This window comes from Kitasatospora sp. NBC_00240, from assembly GCF_026342405.1.
GTDB lineage: Bacteria > Actinomycetota > Actinomycetes > Streptomycetales > Streptomycetaceae > Kitasatospora.
Genome location: NZ_JAPEMU010000001.1, coordinates 9348549 through 9364872, shown reverse-complemented (window position 1 = coordinate 9364872; position 16324 = coordinate 9348549). Strand labels below are relative to the sequence as shown.

General features: G+C 76.2%; 12 protein-coding genes. 7 read left to right on the top strand and 5 right to left on the bottom strand.

What is annotated here, in order from left to right; translation table 11 throughout:
* Nucleotides 1-31: 31 nt before the first annotated feature.
* Both OG689_RS39955 and OG689_RS39950 read left to right on the top strand, forming a co-directional pair.
* Nucleotides 32-400, top strand: coding sequence for a hypothetical protein (locus OG689_RS39955; protein ID WP_266316474.1), 369 nt, complete (start codon nucleotides 32-34; stop codon nucleotides 398-400).
* A complete protein-coding gene (locus tag OG689_RS39950; protein ID WP_266316476.1) occupies nucleotides 397-1260 on the top strand; it encodes a hypothetical protein in 864 nt (287 codons plus the stop codon). Before OG689_RS39955 ends, OG689_RS39950 begins: the two co-directional genes overlap by 4 nt.
* A 265-nt stretch (nucleotides 1261-1525) precedes the next feature.
* Here the strand turns inward: OG689_RS39950 and OG689_RS39945 are convergent, their stop codons facing one another.
* Entirely contained in the window at nucleotides 1526-2746 is a 1221-nt protein-coding gene (locus OG689_RS39945; RefSeq protein ID WP_266316477.1) for a serine hydrolase domain-containing protein, read from the bottom strand.
* A 625-nt stretch (nucleotides 2747-3371) separates the two neighbouring features.
* Here OG689_RS39945 and OG689_RS39940 point away from each other — a divergent pair.
* Nucleotides 3372-3632: a hypothetical protein gene (locus tag OG689_RS39940; protein WP_266316478.1), complete on the top strand. Its 261-nt coding sequence runs from the start codon at nucleotides 3372-3374 to the stop codon at nucleotides 3630-3632.
* Nucleotides 3633-3832: 200 nt separating this feature from the next.
* Here OG689_RS39940 and OG689_RS39935 read toward each other — a convergent pair whose 3' ends face one another.
* Complete coding sequence (locus OG689_RS39935) at nucleotides 3833-4501, bottom strand: DUF4097 family beta strand repeat-containing protein (RefSeq protein ID WP_266316479.1); 669 nt, start codon at nucleotides 4499-4501, stop codon at nucleotides 3833-3835.
* 243 nt (nucleotides 4502-4744) lie between these two features.
* On the opposite strand from OG689_RS39935, the gene OG689_RS39930 reads away from it, so the two are divergent.
* Nucleotides 4745-5521 carry a helix-turn-helix domain-containing protein gene (locus tag OG689_RS39930; RefSeq protein WP_266316481.1) on the top strand — a complete coding sequence of 259 codons (777 nt, stop codon included), beginning with the start codon at nucleotides 4745-4747 and terminating at the stop codon, nucleotides 5519-5521.
* 1036 nt (nucleotides 5522-6557) lie between these two features.
* Here the strand turns inward: OG689_RS39930 and OG689_RS39925 are convergent.
* The gene (locus tag OG689_RS39925; RefSeq protein ID WP_266316483.1) at nucleotides 6558-7157 is read right to left on the bottom strand and encodes a hypothetical protein; all 600 of its coding nucleotides are present in this window, start codon (nucleotides 7155-7157) and stop codon (nucleotides 6558-6560) included.
* Entirely contained in the window at nucleotides 7154-7486 is a 333-nt protein-coding gene (locus OG689_RS39920) for a hypothetical protein (RefSeq protein ID WP_266316485.1), read from the bottom strand. The genes OG689_RS39925 and OG689_RS39920 overlap by 4 nt, the downstream gene beginning before the upstream one ends.
* Before the next feature lie 475 nt (nucleotides 7487-7961).
* Here OG689_RS39920 and OG689_RS39915 point away from each other — a divergent pair, with 475 nt between their 5' ends.
* Together OG689_RS39915 and OG689_RS39910 are read left to right on the top strand one after the other, a co-directional pair.
* The gene (locus tag OG689_RS39915; RefSeq protein ID WP_266316486.1) at nucleotides 7962-9773 is read left to right on the top strand and encodes a sigma-70 family RNA polymerase sigma factor; all 1812 of its coding nucleotides are present in this window, start codon (nucleotides 7962-7964) and stop codon (nucleotides 9771-9773) included.
* A 251-nt stretch (nucleotides 9774-10024) separates the two neighbouring features.
* Nucleotides 10025-10309 carry a hypothetical protein gene (locus OG689_RS39910; protein WP_266316488.1) on the top strand — a complete coding sequence of 95 codons (285 nt, stop codon included), beginning with the start codon at nucleotides 10025-10027 and terminating at the stop codon, nucleotides 10307-10309.
* Between the two features lie 1330 nt (nucleotides 10310-11639).
* On the opposite strand, the gene OG689_RS39905 is transcribed toward OG689_RS39910, so the two are convergent.
* On the bottom strand, nucleotides 11640-12902 hold the full coding sequence (locus OG689_RS39905) for an LPXTG cell wall anchor domain-containing protein (RefSeq protein WP_266316489.1): 1263 nt from the start codon (nucleotides 12900-12902) through the stop codon (nucleotides 11640-11642).
* A 1627-nt stretch (nucleotides 12903-14529) separates the two neighbouring features.
* Here OG689_RS39905 and OG689_RS39900 point away from each other — a divergent pair.
* A complete protein-coding gene (locus OG689_RS39900) occupies nucleotides 14530-16143 on the top strand; it encodes an MFS transporter (RefSeq protein ID WP_266316491.1) in 1614 nt (537 codons plus the stop codon).
* The last annotated feature ends 181 nt before the right edge of the window (nucleotides 16144-16324 follow it).

The following is a 16324-nucleotide window of genomic DNA, read 5'->3' as shown; positions in this document are numbered from 1 at the left end:
AGCGTCGAGCGAGGCGGACGGAGAGGCACGTATGCGGACACGGGTACGGGGTGCGGTCGGGGTGGCCCTGATGCTGGCGGCGGTACTGACCGGCTGCGGCACGGCGGACCAGCCACCGACAACGACCAGTACGACGGACGGCGGTGGCGGCAGCGGTGGGACGGCACCGGGGGCGAACGAGTTCTCGCAGTTGCCGACACCCAACGTGAGGACCAACCCGGGCAATCCCGGGGGCGGCGGCAACCCGTCCGTCGGGGTGGGCTGCCCGCCCGTCCCCTCCCCGTCCACCGGGACCGAGCCGCCCTGTCCCTCGCCCGACCCGAGCGACGAGCCCGGCACCGGGGGGAGCAGCGAGCCGGGCGTAGGGGAGAGCAGCGAGCCGCCACCGCCCGGCACGTGACCGAGGCCCCCACCCGGCCGACGGCGGACACCGACTCGGCGACGCCCGTCGGCCTGATCAAGTCGGTGGTCGCGCAGGCCTCCTTCCTCGCGGCGCTGATGTTCTACGCCGGCGTGCTCTACGACAGCGCGTACTTCGGCTACTTCCACCTCTCGTCGCTGTCGATCGGTTTCACCTTCGCCGAACTGGTGGTCCAGAGCCTGCGGCTGATGGCCGTTCCGCTGCTCGCCCTGCTCGCGGTCGGCCTGCTGCTCATGCAGGTGCCGGACCTGGTGCGGCGACTGCCCGGCCGTTTGGCGACCATCGACGTCGGAGCCTTCGCGGCGACGGCCCGCTGCCACGCGCTGGTGCTACTGGCCGGCGTACTCATGCTGCTGTTCTGGCGGCCGCTGCAACTCCACGGCTGGGGCTGGGTCGCCCCGGTCACCATCGCGGCCGGTCTGCTGCTCGGACAGACCAGGGCGGCCAACGGCGGGCGGAGGCCGCACGGGCTGTTCCGCCACGCCGTCCCCATTTTGGCCGCCGGTGTCTTCCTGCTCTGGGCGGTCGCCCTGATCGCCGCGCTGACCGGCCACAGCGACGCCGAGGCCGACGCCCGGCGTATCGAGGATCGCCCCGCCGTGGTGGTGTTCAGCTCCAAGAGCCTCAAGCTCAGCCCGCACCCCGAACTTCACGAGCAGTGCCTGGCGGCCGAGTCCGACACCCTCTACCGCTGCCGCTACGTCGGCCTGCGCCTGCTGATCACCCGCGGCGGCCGCTACTACCTGTTCCCGGTCGGCTGGCGCCACGACACCGATCCGGTCTACGTCCTCCAGGAGGGCGGGGGCCTGCGCGTCGAACTCCTCCCCGGCACCCGCTAGCGGGCACCGGACCGATCCCTCACGGCGAGCCGGGCGGCCGGCACCTGGGCGTAGCGGTGGACCGGGCGGCGAGTCAGCGCGCCGCCGGCCCAGCCCCGCCCGCCGCCACCCGCCGCCGGACGGCGCCGGGACTGCGGCGGACGGCGCCGGACGGCGGCGGGACAGCGGCGGACGGCGGCGGGACAGCGGCGGACGGCGGCGGACGGCGGCGGGACAGCGGCGGGTGGCCGACGGCGGGCGGGGTGTCGGCGCAGGGCCCGTCCGGTCAGCCGGCGGGCGCGGGGATCGGGTTGTCCGGCGCGAAGCGGGCGGCGATCTGCGCGGCGATCAGCTCGGCCGTGTTGACGTCCGGCGAGTCGGGGCCCTTGGTGGTGGAGACGGCGATGGCCAGGTGCTCGCACGGCAGGTAGGCCTGGATCGCCGCGTACCCGGAGAAGGACGGGTTCTGGAGGATCCAGCCGTTCTCCACCAGGACGGTGAAGCCGAAGTGCAGCGCCTCGGTGTTGTGGAGGCAGACCGTCGGCGGGCAGATGTCGGTCGGCCCGCCGAGGCCGACCGTGCCCGGGTCGAGCTGGGTGCGGAAGCCCTCCGGCGAGAGCAGTTCACCGGTGCCGATGGCCTGCGCCGAGCGGGCCAGGTCGCAGATGTCGGTGGTGATCACGGCGCCCCGCGCGGTCGTCCACGACGGGTTCCAGAAGGTGGACTCCTCGTAGATGCCGCGGTCCGAGGTGAAGGCGTGCAGCACCGGGGCCGGGATCTCGGGGGTGAAGTTGTTCCGCGTGTTGCGCAGCCCGAGCGGGCCCGTCACGCGCTGCTCCAGCAGCTCGTCCAGCGGGGTGCCGGTGATCTTCTCCAGGGCCTCGCCGAGCAGCACGAAGTTGGCGTGCGAGTAGCTCCAGTTGGTGCCCGGCTCGTACCAGAGCGGGTGGCTGTAGGGGTAGGCGAGCACGTCGTCGTCGGTCCAGTGGCGGAACGGGTGGGCCTCCAGCTCGGCGAGGAAGGCCGGGTCGGTGACGTAGTCGTGCAGGCCCGAGGTGCTGGAGCCGAGCATCCGCAGCGTGATCCGGTCGGCGTGCGGCACGTCCGGCAGCCAGCGCGAGATCGGCTCGTCGAGGCCCACCACGTGCTCGTCCACCAGCTGCAGCAGCACCGTGCCCATGTACGCGATGCCCACCGAACCGGCCCGGAAGTGCATGTCCGGCTCGGCCGGCACGCCCGTCATGGACTCGCCGAGCGCGGTGGTGATCAGGTCGTGGCCGTCGACGGTGACCTTGAGGAGCACCGAGTTGAGGCCGTACTGCTCCTTGCTCTGCCGGGCGATGTCGAGCACCGCCGCGGCCGGCCCGGAGGAGGGCTCCGGGGAGCGGACGCAGGCGTGCCCGCCGTGGGCGGAGCCGGTCAGGGCGAGGGCGCCCGCGGTGCTCGGCAGGGACGTGGCGATCATGATGGCGGCGGCGAGAGCCAAGGCCGCTCTGGTGCGTGTCATTCCGCACTATCTACGGACGGATGCAACGAAACCGGGCAGGACACTCGGCGCGGTCCTCCATCCGGCTGACACCCGCCGCACCACCGCCCGCACCCGGGCGGGGCCCACCCGCCGCGAGGCCCACCCGCCGCGAGGCCTTGACCGCCTACGACGCGGGACGGCGACGCGGGACGGCGACGCGGGGCGGCGGAGGTCGGTGCCGCGGTCCGCCGGGCGGTGACGACCCCTCGGGCGGTGACGACCCCTCGGGCGGGAGCGGCCCTTCGGGCGGGAGCGGTCCTTCGGGCGGGAGCGGACGGGGTCGGGCCCGGGTGGGGCCGGGCCTGGGTGGGGTCGGGAAAGGGTGGGGTCGGGAAAGGGTGGGGTCGGGAAAGGGTGGGGTCGGCGAATTCTTGACAGCAAGGCAAGGCTTGCCTAACTTAACCTCTCATGTCTTGGAACTTCTCCGGCCCGGCGGGTCCGCCCCCGGCCGCGCACGAGCCCGCCGGTGCCACCGAGCCCCCCGCCCCGGGGCAGGGGCGCCGTGCCGGGTCCTCGCGCCCCGGCGCGGACCGGCGTCGGCCGCTCCCGCGGGTGCCGGCCGGCCGCGTGGGTGGCGGCGAACTGCCCGGCGGGAGGCGCTGACATGCTCCCCATCGATCCGCAGGCGGACATCGGCCGGCGCGCCTGGGCGCCCTGCCCGACCTGCCGCACGCACGAGACCTGCGACTCCTGCCGTGACGGGCGGAACTGCGCGGACCACTGGCGCTACCTGCTCTCCAACACCGGCAGCCTCCTGCACCTCCAGTGCCCCGGCTGCACCGACGTCTGGGACCACGAGACGGGCTTCGGGGCCACCCGATCCGGCCTCGGCCGGCTCCTGCGACGGGCCCTCGGGCCCGGGTAGCACCCGGACGTCCGCCCGCCCCGGGCCGGCCCGGGGCGCCGTGCCACCGCGCCGAGGAGCAGGCGGCGGCGCACCACCGCCGGGGGCCTCGACCCGGGTCGCCCGCGAGAAGCCCACCCCGGCCCCCGCCCCCTGCCGGAGACCGCAGCGCGGTCTCCGGTGCCGTGGGTTCGGCTGCCGTGGACTCGGCTGCCGCCGGCTCAAAGGCTGCGAGCGGTGATGTCGCCGTGGGCGGTGGTCGCGTGGACGGTCAGCTCGGCGGCGCCGCCGGTGTTCCGGAACGCGTTGTGGATCCGGCCGTAGGAGGTGCCGGCGTCCAGGGCGGCGCCGACCCCGCGGGCGGCGCCGATCGTGATGTCACCGGCCAGGGTGCGCAGTTCGACGGTGCCGCGGACCGCCTCGGTGATCGTGATGTGGCCCTGCTGGGTGCTGATCCGCGCGGGGCCGCCGAGGCGGCCGACGGTGATGTCGCCGGCCTGGAGGGTGAGGTGGGCGCCGGCGGTCTCGTCGAGCTTGACGGTGCCCTGCGCGCCCTCGAAGGTGACCTCGCCGAGGCGCCCCACGCCCCGCAGTTCGGCGGCGGCGGCCTTGGCCTCGACCCGGGAGCCGGCCGGCAGCCGGACGGTCACCTCCACCGACCCGGAGTTGCCGAGGATCCGGTTCTTCGCCGGCACGGCCCCGATCCGCAGCACGCCGTCCGCGTACTCGACGGTGATTCGCTCCGCCGCCTTCACGTCCCGCCCCTTCGAGGCGTCCGCCGCCAGGACCTCCACCGTGCTGTCCGCCCGGTCCGCGGCGATGAACCGGATCCGCCCGGCCGGGATGTCGAGGACGGTGGTGATCGAGGTGGGGGTGTCGAACTTCAGCATCGCCGTCTCCTTCGTCGGTGGCGGGCGCTCCGTCGGCCCGCTGTTTCCGATGAGGGAAAAGCTACGTTGCGTTCATAGATCTGGCAACGCATTCGTTGCGCACAGCGCCTTTCACTGCAGGCCGAGGACACTATTTCATTGCAATGGCCTCAAGGGTAACGCAACAAACCCGATCAAGACGTTGCAATGGAATGAGCGTGAACGCTATAGTCGGGGACACCACGGACGACGAAGGAGACCGCGATGCCGGGAGGCAGGCTCACCCAGCAGGAACGTCAGCAGATCGCGCTGGGACTGGCCGACGGCCTCGCCTACGCCGAGATCGCCAGACGCCTCGACCGCCCCACCTCGACGATCACGCGCGAGGTGATGCGCAACGGCGGCCCCACCGGCTACCGCGCCGACCTCGCCCACCGGGCCACCGAGCACCGCGCCCACCGGCGCAGGCAGGCAGCCCCCCGGGGGTCGGAGGCGCTCCCGCAGGCCCACGGGCGCGACGCCGAGGCCGTGCGCCAGTACGAGGAGGTCTTCACGACCGTCATGATGCAGTCGGGCATGCCCCAGATGACGGCCCGGGTGATGACCGGCCTCCTGCTCTCCGACACGGGCAGCCTCACCTCGGCCGAACTCACCCAGCGTCTCCAGGTCAGCCCGGCGTCCGTCTCCAAGTCGATCACGTTCCTCGAAGGCCAGGGCATGGCCCGCCGGGAACGCGACGAACGCCGCCGTGAGCGCTACATCGTCGACAACGACATCTGGTACCAGTCGATGATGGCCAGCGCCCGCTCCACCGCCCAGATCGTCGAGACCGCACGGCAGGGCGTCAGCGTCTTCGGCTCCGACACCCCCGCCGGCGCCCGCCTCGAAAACGTCGCCCGCTTCCTCGACTTCGTCTCCGAGAGCATCGCCCGCGCCGCGGAACAGGCCCGCGAGATCCTCCACGCGATGCCGACGACCACGGACGGCGCCGCCCCGCCGGATCCGGACGGCGCACGGACGGCCGTCCCGGACGAGGACTGACACCACGCGCCGGTCCGGGCCGCCGGCCGCCACCGGGAAGGACGGTCGCCCCCCGACCGGGCCCCGAGCGGCAGGCCCGGCACACCGGTCGGACCGGCTCGGAGCGTCGGGGGGCGGGGCGTCCGGGCGGCATCCACACCGGCGGCCACTCCCCCACCCGGTTCGTCCCCCACCGCACCGGGGCAACGGCGCCCGGGCGCAGGTCCGGCCGGCGCATCCAGGCGGCCCGCCGCTGGGCGGCCGGGTCCGGGTCGAGGACCAGGTACAGTCGCGGCCCGGCCAGGCCGGGCAGCACACCGGGGTCGTGGCGCTGCAGGCGGTACCCGTACAGGCCCGCCGCCCGGAGCTGCTGCGCCAGCTCGGCGCCCCGGCAGAAACTCCTGACCGTGACCTCGGCGCTCCTGCCGTCCAGCCGGTGGACCAGCGCGGAATGGTCCATCACCTCGCCCACCGCCCCCGGCGGCCTGCTCCGCCCGCTCCGACCGCTCCGACCGCTCCGCCCAGGAGCGGGCCGGGGCATCGCGGGGCTCGCACCGCCCGGTCCGGCGACGGCGCAGCGGGGCGCCGCGCGCCCGGGAGGGTCTGCCCCTCCCGGGCCGCGGGCCGCCGCGGATCCGGGTCAGGGCCAGGGTCAGGGTCCTGCGGTTGACCGGTCCGGTGCCGGGACGTCCCCTGCGTCACCATGCCCCCCCGGCAAGGTCGTACGGGCACCGGCCGCACCCTGGCGCGGCCATCGCCTCGTCGTCATGAGCTACGGACGTCCGCGGAGGGCGGCCGGTTGCGGCCGTGCTCCCCTGACCCGGGGCCGTACGGACCGGGGTCCGGGACCGTACGGACCGGGGTCCGGGACCGTGCGCACCGGGGTCCGGGACCGGCGCCGGCGTCGCCCGCGGCCGCCCGGTGCACCACGTCCGGGTCGTTGCGCCACCGGGTGTGGTGCTGCGCGTCCTCGGGGCGCAGCGGGCGCAGTCCTACCAGCGTTCCATCGATGATCATCACGAAGTGGTGGGCGGCGCTCCTGCGGTCGGGGTCGGGGCTACTGCTTCCCGGTGGGCGTCAGGGGGCGCTTGTAGTACCGCCAGGGGAACCAGCCGGCGCCGACGGGGATCCAGCCCTCCGCCTCCATGCGGCGGTGGCGGCCGAGGGCCGCGAGGGTGACGCGGCAGTGCTCCCAGGGGTGTTCGGAGGCTTCGACCTCGTGGTACCAGGCTCCGTAGCCGACCAGGTGCCAGCCGTCGCGGCCGGCCTCCGTGAGGGCGGCCATCTCGTTGAAGGCGGTGAGCGGGGTCAGGATGCGGCGTTCGGGGTCGTGGGGGCCGGTGGTGGCCGGGTGGGGCGGGGCGGCGTTCGCGCCCTTGTCGGTGAAGCGTTGCTGGGCGGCCTGGCGGCTGACTCCCAGGACGCGTCCGACGGTGTCCCAGCTGTGGCCGGCGGCCCGGGCGCCCTGGACCGCCTCGCGGAGCAGTCGGCTGCTCTCCTCGGCGCCGACGCGGGTGGCGTCCACCAGGCGCAGGTAGCCGGCGGGGTCGTGTTCGAGGGAGTCGGCCAGGCCTTCGGGGGCGGCGAGGACGGTGGCGGCGATGCCTTCCCGGATCCGGGTGATCTCCTCGGGGCCGAGCAGTGGTTCGTCGTTCATCGCGTGGTGCTCCCGGGGGTGGTGGGGCGCAGGGGTTCGAGGCGGTCGAGGGTCTCCTGGTCGCGTCGGGCCTGGTCGCGTCGGGCCCGGTCGGTGGCGCGCGTGCCGGTGGCGCCGGTCGTGGTCCCGGCCTTGCGGCGGGCGACCAGGGTGCCGGCGGCGGCGATGAACGCGAGGTCCGCGCCGATCAGGGCGATCGATGCCGGTGTGCCGAGCCGGTCGGCGAACAGGCCGGTGAGGGCCGGCAGGATCACCGTCAGCGGGACGAGGGCCGGCAGGGCGGGGGCAGGCACGGGGTGGGGCGTCGTCGACGGCGTCAGGATCGGCATGTGTCAAGGAAACCTTGACACCCTCACCCTTGTCAAGACTTCCTTGACAAGGGTGGGTCGGCGGGGCGGGGCCGCCCCTCGCGGGGAGCACCGGTCCGACCGGGCGGGCCGTCCGGGCAGGCTGACGGGCCGTCCGGACGTACTGACGTACTGACGTACTGACGGAGCGTCCGTCCGCCCGGGTCCGGCCCGGCGCCCCGGGAAGGACGGGGGCCGGCGGGGCGACGGCGAAGGCGGGGCGACGGTTCCTCCGGCACCGCCGCAGACGCGCGCGGCGGATCGGTGACCCACCGTCGGCGGCCCGGCCCACCGGCCCGTCCAAAGCGGCCCGGGGAGAGTCGGGAACGCCCGCTCGGGGCCCGTCCGCAGGCCGGAGGTAACGATCCGGCCACGCACCGGGACGGGACAGCGGCCCGGCCCTCTTGGATGGGCGTAACACCTCGACCCGTCCAAGCCGCCAGTCACAGGGACCCCCATGCCGCGCCGTCCGTCGCCCTCGCCACACCACCCCGGTGCCCCGGCTCCGGAACCCGCACCGGCCTCCGCACCAGCACCGCCGTCCGGACCGACACCGCCGGCCGGCCCGCAGGCGCAGCGGCCGGCCGGTGCCGAGGCGCCGGAGAGCGACGAGCGGCTCACCGCGCGGGTGCGGGCCGGGGAGGAGGGCGTCGTCGCCGAGCTGTACGAGCGTCATCACGGTGCGGCCACCGCCTACGCCCGTACGCTGACGCGCACCGCCGAGGGTGCCGAGGACCTGGCGAGCGAGGCTTTCGCCCTCACCCTCCAGGCCGTCCGCAGCGGCGCCGGCCCGGACCAGAGCTGGCGGCGCTACCTGCTCACCGTCGTCCGCAACACGGCCGTCGCCTGGAGCACGGCGCAGCGCCGGACCCTGCTCACGGCCGACTTCGGCGACTGGGCGGACCGGCAGGACGAGACGCCGACCCCCGACGAATTGCTGGCCGCCGGCGCCGAGCACCGGTTGGTGGCGGCCGCGTTCGGGGAGCTGCCGGAGCGGTGGCGGACGGTGCTGTGGCACGCGGTGGTCGAGCAGCAGGCGCCCGAGCGGATCGCGCCGCTGCTCGGTCTGACGCCCAGTGGGGTGTCGTCGCTGGTTTCGCGGGCCCGGGAGGGGCTGCGCGAGGCGTACCTGAGCGCGCACGTGCGCCGGGCCGACGCCTCGCCGGAGTGCCGGGCCTACGCGGACCGGCTGGCGGCGCTGGTGCGGCGCCCCGAGCAGCGGCAGCCCCGGAGCCTGGTACGGCATCTCGACGGGTGCGAGCGGTGCCGGTCCTGCGTGGAGGAGATGCGGGACGTCAACCGGCGGCTGCGGGCGGTGGGCCTGGCCGCCTTCCTCCCGTGGGGCGGCGGGCACGACTACCTGGCGGCGGTGTCGGGGGGCGCCGTGCCGGCCGGTGCGGCGGCGGGCGCCGGCGCGCCGCCGGCGGGCCTCGGCGCGAAGGCCGTGGCCGGGAAGACGGTGGCTGGGAAGACGGTGGCCGGGGTGGCCGCGGTCGCGGTCGGCGCCGTCGTCGCGGCCGCCCTGGGGGCCTCGGCCTCCCACCCCCGCCCCGCGGCTGCGCCGGCCGGCGGCGGGCGGGCGGCGGCCGCGGCGGCGCCCGGCGCAGCGAGCGTGAGCCCCGTGGTCGCGCCGGCCCAGGCCGACCCCGTGCCCGCCGTGGCCCCGACGTCCTCGGGCGGCCCCACGCCCGCCGTGGCCCCGACGTCCTCGGGCGGCCCCGCGACCGGCCGGGCCACCGCGGGTGCGCGTGCCACCACCGGGGCGGCCTCCCGCGCGCCGGCGGCCAAGGGCGGCGGGCTGAGCGCGACCATCTCCGCGGGGACGACGCCGGCCCCGAGCCAGCCCGGTGACCAGGTGGTCGAGCTGCGGTTCGCGGCGCAGAAGTCCTGCGTGAGCGTGGAGGGCTACGAGAGCGTGGAGGGCTCCGCCCCCTACTTCGTCCCGTGCGAGTCGACGACGGACCAGCGCTGGTACCTGCGGCCGGGTCCGTCCGGCGGACGGCTGCGGGTGGTCAGCGCGGGCAACGGCGGGTGCCTGCGGCCCGGCAGCGGGTCCGGCCCGGCGGTGGAGGGCACCTGCGGCAGCGGCACCAAGGAGGAATGGCAGACGGTCTCCCTCGGGGGGAAGGACGTCGCCCTGCGACACGTCGACACGGGGCAGCTCCTGGGCGCCGCGCGGGACGGGAGCGACGACGACGTGCTCGTGCTCCACCCCGCGACCTGCGCCACCGACGCCACGTGCAAGGACCAGGTGACGTTCCTGCTCTGAGCCCGACACCCCTTCCCCGACCGCGAGGGGCCCGGCCCGGGGAGGGCCGACGCCGGAACCGCCCGGCCCGGGAACCGCCCGACCGCGAGGGGCCCGGCCCGGGGACCGCCCGACCGCGAGGGGCCCGGCCCGGGAACCGCCGACGCCGGAACCGCCCGGCCCGGGGACGGCCGGCGCCGGGCGGTCCCCGGGGGCTTCAGCGGTCCCCGGGTCGTTCAGCGGGCGGGGAACTCCCGGGCGGGGGCGTCCCCGTGGTGCCGGCGGAGGAGGGCGAGGGGGCGGGCGGCGCGCTGCTCGGGGAGGACGTCGGCTGCCGGCTGGACGGCGCCGCCGTCGGGACGGACGGGGCGCGCGGCGAGGGCGGCGCGTCGCGGACGACCGGCGGGAGCCCGGTGACCGCCGGCACCGGCCGCGGGCTCACGGACGTCGCGGCCGGGCCCCGGGAGGCGGGCGGCGAGGACGGCCGCGGGCTCACGGACGTCTCGGCGACGCCCGTGGGACCGGCGCTCTGCGCCGCGGGCGGCACCTCCACCTGACCGGGGGGATCGGAGTGGACCGCGCCGGTCGGCGAACCCGACACCGCGGCCGCCGCGGCGGGCGGAGAAGGCTCTGCGGGCCGCTGCGGGGCCGTCGGCCCGAAGCTGCGCCGGCCGTTTCCCCCGCCCTCGTGCCCCGGAGCCACCGCCAGTGCCACGACGGCGCCGGCCGCGGCCGACGCGGCGAGCACCCAGACCGTCGCGCGTCGCGGCAACCGCCACACGGCCGCCGGCGGGACCCTCAGCGGGGTCACCCTCTCCCGCACCGGCGACGCGAGCGGCGCCCGGACGACACCCAGGACGAGCGTGTCCTCCTCCGGCCCCTGCCCGCCCCCCGACCCCGTACCCGCGCCCGTGCCCGCGCCCGTGCCCGTGCCCGGTTCTGCTTCCCTGGCCGTCTCCGTCTCCGTGCCTGCGTCCGCGCCTGCGCCTGCGCCTGCGCCTGCGGGCGGGTCGGCCTGCGCGGCCGGCCCGGGAGGCAGCGCCGCGCCGCGCGCCGCCCCGGGCCGCAGGCCCGTCGCGCCCTCGGGCCCGACACAGAGCAGGCAGCCACCGCGCCCCGAAGGGGGCGGTGACGGCGCGTCCTCCCGCCGGCCCGCGGCCTCGCCCAGCGCCGTCGCCACCTGCCGGCACGCCTGATCGGCGATCCGGACCAACCGCGCGCGCACCTCGTCCACCTCGTCCTCGAAGCGGGAGCGGCCCGGGGCGCCGGACAGCCCGCCCGTACTCGCCCCCGGGCCCGGGTCCCCCCGCTGCGCCGCCGCCAGTGCGGCACGCAGCAGGGCCACCCGACAGTCCTCGGGAGCCGCCAGGACGGCCCGCAGGACCATCGCCTCCCGGCGGGTGCGGACGGTCGACGGCTCAAGCACCTGACCGCCCTCGGACGGACGGACGGCGACACCCGGGGGCGTACGGACGGCGACGCCGGCATCGGCGGGCGACCGTTCGCCCGGGCGACCGGGCGACCCGTCCGACGCGGGCCGAACGCCCGGCACCGGGACGGGCCCGGACGCCCGGAGGTCGACGGCGGCGCGCTCCCCGCCCTCCCCCTGAGGAACTCCGGCGGGGGACGCGCTCACGTTCGGCCTGAACGCGTTCCACGAGACGGGCTCTGACACGGTTCTCCTTACGTCGGATGCTGGGGGGTGCCTCGACGGAGCACGGCGGCTCCTCGCGCTGGCGCAGCGGTGCCGGATGCGGTGCCGCACGCGGTGCGCTCCGGGCCGCTCCGGGCGATGCCGGACGGGGACGGACGGGGACGGGGGCGGGGCCGGACGGGGCCGGACGGGGACGGACGGGGACGGGGGCGGGTTGCGCGGGCCGGGGCGGTTCAGCCGTGCCGGGCCGCGGACCTGCGGCGGCGCAGCAGCACCAGGGTGCCGGTGCCGAGGGCGAGCGCGGTGGCGCCGGCGGCTGCCGTCAGCAGGGTGCTGCCGTCGGCGCCGGTCTGGGCGAGGTCGCGCTCCAGGGTGTCGGCGGTGGCCTTCGCCCTGGCGACCGCGGCGGGGGTGATCTGCAGCGGAGGGAGGGCGGGGAGGCTGACGGGGAAGGCGATCGGCAACTGGTCGGGGTCGATCGGGGTGGTGACCGGCTGCGGCGAGGCCGAGGCCGAGGCTGTGGCTGTGGCTGTGGCTGTGGCTGTGGCTGTGGCTGTGGCTGTGGCTGTGGCTGTGGCTGAAGCCGGGGCGGGGCCGGCGGATGAGGCGGACCTGACCGCGCTCGGGCTCGGACTCCCGGCTGCGGTGGCCGACTTGACCGTGCTGGGTGTCGGGCTGGACGGGGCCGTTGTCACCGCGCTCGGGCTCGGGCTCGGGCCGGGGCTCGTACTCCTGCTCGGGGTAGGGCTGGGGCTGGGGCTCGCGGCGGGCCGGGTCGAAGCGGGTGCCGCCGGGGTCGACTTCACCGGGCTCGGGCTCGGGCTGGGGCTCGACGTGACGACGGGGGCGGGTGCCTTGATGGTGAATCCGGCGCCGATGACGCACTCGCAGGCGTAGCTCCCGACGCCCACCGGCTCCCCGGTCCGGTCGTCGAGCGGTGTGGAGAAGAGGACCGGCACCACGCCGGCCGGGCCCTGGGGGGCGTCGGCGGTGAAGGAGGCGCGCACCTTGACGGACACGTTCCTGGACTTCCTGACGGCGAGCAGCGCGTCGTCGGACGGGTGGCCGGCCGGGTCCTGGGCGCCCAGCAGGAACAGCGCGCCGCCGTCCGGGCGTCCGTCGGCGCCGCCGCCGGGGGCCACGGAGGCGGGCAGCCAGGCGCGGGTGCCGAGCGGCTGGTACTCGACGTGGACGGCCGCGGGGCTCAGAATTCCGCTGCTGCTCCGGAATTCGAGCAGCGGAAGGGCGACGAAGTCGTTGCCCGCGCGGTTGTCGATCCTGAGGGAGAATTCGCGGACGTCCCCGCCGGCGACGAATGTCCTCGGTACACCGACCATCCACAGGTCGAGATGACGGCCCAGGGCGGCCCCCGCCCACGCGGTGTCGGGCGACGGGGACCCGGCGGCAAAGGCGGTGGAGGCGTCGGCGCCGGCCAGTCCCACGGAGGACGTGAGCGTGGCGACGGCGGCGAATTCGAGTATGCGGCGAACAGGCAAGGGGAACCTCGTTGAGGAATGGGGTTAATGCCTTTGACAGGTGCTCGACTGCGGCCCGAAGTACCGTGGCCCATTTTGGGCGTTGCCGCGATCCGCGGGGTGCGGGCAGCGGGACGCGAAGGACCCGCGGATCGGGTTGCCGCAGTGTGCGGTTCGCCACTTTGCACGGGATCGGCGCGTGATGCAACCGCCGGTTCGCGGGCCCGACGCCGCTCAACTCGGTTGCGGCCCGGCGAATCTCACGCGCCGTCAAAGCCATTGATAACGTTGCGATAAACGTCCGGGACGGGCGCGGCGGGCCGTTCTCCTCTCACGGTGACAGCGCACCCCACCACTTCGCCGGAGGACTCTCATGCCGCCCACCGCGACCGCCCGCCCCACGCCCCGCGCCGGCCGGCTCGCCCGCCGGGTCGCCCGCCCCGCGGCCCGGCGGAGCGGCCCGGCCGGCACACCGGCCCACGTACCGGCGGCCGTACCTGCTGGTACGGCCGACCTCGTGCCGTACGACGCCGCGGCGTACGACCTGGCGGCGTACGCCGTGGCGGCGCCTTCGCCCGGGTCGGGCCCCTGCGCGGCGATCGACGGCGCGGGGCCGTCCGCCCGGTCGCCGCGACCCGCACGGGGTGCGGGCACGGCCGCCGGGTTCCACGTTCCCGACGACGGGAATTCCCTCCGGGCGGAACGCCCCGGCACATCGGCGCGGTGCGACCCGGCGCCGCTTCGCTTTCGCGTCCCGACGGCCGGGCGATTGCAGGTTTCCGCCTCTCGGTGCGATCCCGCGCCCGGCGGTTCGGTGCCCGGATCGGCGAACCCGGGCGTGAAAGCGGTGACGGCGCTGTGCGCGCACGACGGCGGCCGGCTGCCGAATTGCACCGGCAGCGCGGCGGGACGGCCCGGGAGGTCCATCTGCCGCTCGGCGCGGCGCGGTTCGGTCACGGGAACCGGCGGCCTCTCGGCATTCTCGGCAGCACCCGGGCGGCCGCGCAGAAACCCGGCGCCGTCGTGGCGGGAAAGGGGTCCGCGGCCACCTCCCGGCGCGGGACCGACAACGACCACCACCGCGATCCGCCGGCGATTCCGCTCAGGACGGGAATCCGTCACCGCTTCCGGCGGCCGGAAAGGAACACCGGCCGCGGCGCGGGCACACCGGGGCTGAATTCCGTTCGTCGACGCCGTCAACGTCACCGACGGTCCGGTGAATGCGCCGGAACAGTCTCCGGATTCGTCGCGGGCGGTGTCGCGGGGACGGTGCGGACGCTCCCTTGGCGAGCCCGGCCACCGCCGCACCGGCACCGGTGCGGGCGCGGAGCGGCCGGCGGTGCGGGCGCGGAGCGGCGGTGCGGGCGCGGAGCGGCGGTGCGGGCGCGGAGCGGCGGCTGCCGGGGCACGGGCACCGGCGCCGGCGCGGGGTGCCGGGCCCCGGCAGCCGCCGCTCCGCCGAACAGCTGACATCGCGTCGGCGGGACGTGGCGTTGCCCCGTGCCGCTGCGACGTCCGGGCAGGGTCGGTGGGTGGACCGGGCGCGGTCCCGCGGCCCGGCCCCCGGCCCGGTCGGGGGCGGCTTCCTCCCGGTCGTCAGGCGTGGGGCCGGCGTGCGGCGGGCCCGAAGGACGGAAGGACGAGGCGGATGGCAGGCCGGCGGCCCGACCCCACCCCGCAGGGCTGCGCGCCCGTGGCGGCCAGCCAGTCGCTGACGCTGGCGGCGATGCTGTTCGCGGTGTCGATGACGTTCATCGACCAGACGATCGTGTCGATCGCCGCGCCCGACATCATCCGCGAGCTGGGCCTGTCGGCGGTCGGCATGCAGTGGGTGGTGAACGCCTACCTGCTGTCGCTGGCCGCGTTCTTCGCCCTGGGCGGGCGGCTGGCGGACGTGCTGGGCCACAAGCGGATGATGCTGGTCGGGACGCTGACCTTCGTGGTCGCCTCGGCGCTGTGCGGGGCGGTGCCGTCCGGGGAGGGCGCCGAGACCTGGCTGATCTGCTTCCGGGCGGTGCAGGGCCTGGGTGCGGCCCTGATGTTCCCGGCGGCGCTCGCGGTGGTGGTGGAGGTGTTCCCGGTGGAGCGGCGCGGGCGGGCGCTGGCGCTGTTCTTCGGGGTGGCGGGCGGGCTGACGGCGATCGGCCCGCTGCTGGGCGGCTGGCTGACCGGCTGGACCTGGCGGGCGATCTTCTGGGTCAACGTGCCGGTGGCGGTGGTCGCGGTGGTGCTGACGGTGCTGGCCGGGATCCGCAACACCGCGCGCCGGGAGCCGATCGACTGGACGGGCGCCGTCCTGGCGGCGGCCGGGATGGGGCTGAGCGTGCTCGGCCTGCAGCAGGCGGCGTCCTGGGGCTGGGGCAGTTGGGCGACCTGGCTGTGCATCGTGGGAGGCCTGCTGGTGCTGGCGGTGTTCGTGCTGGTGGAGCTGGGCACCGAGCATCCGCTGATCAAGCTGCGGGTCTTCGCCGACCGGGCGTTCGCGGCGGACAACGCGGTGCTGTTCTTCGCCATGATCGCCTTCGTGCCGGTGTTCTTCTTCGCCTCCGTCTACGCCCAGGTGGCGCTGGAGCAGTCGCCGAGCGAGGCGGGGCTGTACCTGCTGGTGTTCTTCGCCGGTTTCGCCCCCGGCTCGCAGGTCGGCGGGCGGATGCTGGACCGGCGCGGCGCGCGCCCGCCGATACTGCTGGGCACGGCGGTGTCCGCGGTCGGCTTCGCGCTCTGGGCCTGGAAGATCACCGACCTGTCGCTCGGCGCGCAGTGGCCGTACATCGTGCTGGCGGGCGCGGGGATCGGACTGCTGCTGACGCCGGCCTCGACGGACGCGGTCAACCGCGCGATCGACGCCTCCTACGGCGAGGTCACCGGGATCACCCAGACCGTGCGCAACTACTCGGCCAGCCTGGGCCTGGCCGTGCTGGGCACCGTCCTGCTGCACAGCACCACCCGCAACGTGCAGCAAACGCTGGTCGCCGGCGGCGTCCCGGCCGACGCCGCGCCCGCGGTGGCCGCCACCATCACCGGGAGCATCACCGGCCACGGCCCGGGCGGGCAGAACCCCGCCACCGGCGTCGGGACCACCCTGCTGGACGCGATCCGGCACGACTTCGCCGAGGCGAACGCGCCCGTGCTGTACGGCATGGCGGCGGCCCTCACGGTCGCCTTCCTGTGCGCCCTGGCACACCCGGGCACCCGGGTCACCGCCGCCGGCGGCGACGCGTCCGCGCAGGCCGCCGCCCGCGCGAGCGGGAGAACGGCCTGACCGCAGGGCGGCGGCCCCAGGCCCGGGCCCGGCGACGCCGGGCCCCCGACCGGGGACGGGAGGACCCAGACCGGCGGCGCAGGGTCCCGACCAGGACGCAGGTCCCGACCAGGACGCAGGTCCCCCGGTGGGGCCGCCGTGACGGCCGGCCCGCCACCGCCCCGGGGCCGGTCTCCTTTCA

Coding starts and splice junctions, on each gene's coding strand:
- OG689_RS39955 (WP_266316474.1), top strand. CDS start 32: ATGCGGACACGGGTACGGGGTGCGGTCGGGGTGGCCCTGATGCTGGCG.
- OG689_RS39945 (WP_266316477.1), bottom strand. CDS start 2,746: ATGACACGCACCAGAGCGGCCTTGGCTCTCGCCGCCGCCATCATGATC.
- OG689_RS39940 (WP_266316478.1), top strand. CDS start 3,372: ATGCTCCCCATCGATCCGCAGGCGGACATCGGCCGGCGCGCCTGGGCG.
- OG689_RS39935 (WP_266316479.1), bottom strand. CDS start 4,501: ATGCTGAAGTTCGACACCCCCACCTCGATCACCACCGTCCTCGACATC.
- OG689_RS39930 (WP_266316481.1), top strand. CDS start 4,745: ATGCCGGGAGGCAGGCTCACCCAGCAGGAACGTCAGCAGATCGCGCTG.
- OG689_RS39925 (WP_266316483.1), bottom strand. CDS start 7,157: ATGAACGACGAACCACTGCTCGGCCCCGAGGAGATCACCCGGATCCGG.
- OG689_RS39920 (WP_266316485.1), bottom strand. CDS start 7,486: ATGCCGATCCTGACGCCGTCGACGACGCCCCACCCCGTGCCTGCCCCC.
- OG689_RS39915 (WP_266316486.1), top strand. CDS start 7,962: ATGCCGCGCCGTCCGTCGCCCTCGCCACACCACCCCGGTGCCCCGGCT.
- OG689_RS39900 (WP_266316491.1), top strand. CDS start 14,530: ATGGCAGGCCGGCGGCCCGACCCCACCCCGCAGGGCTGCGCGCCCGTG.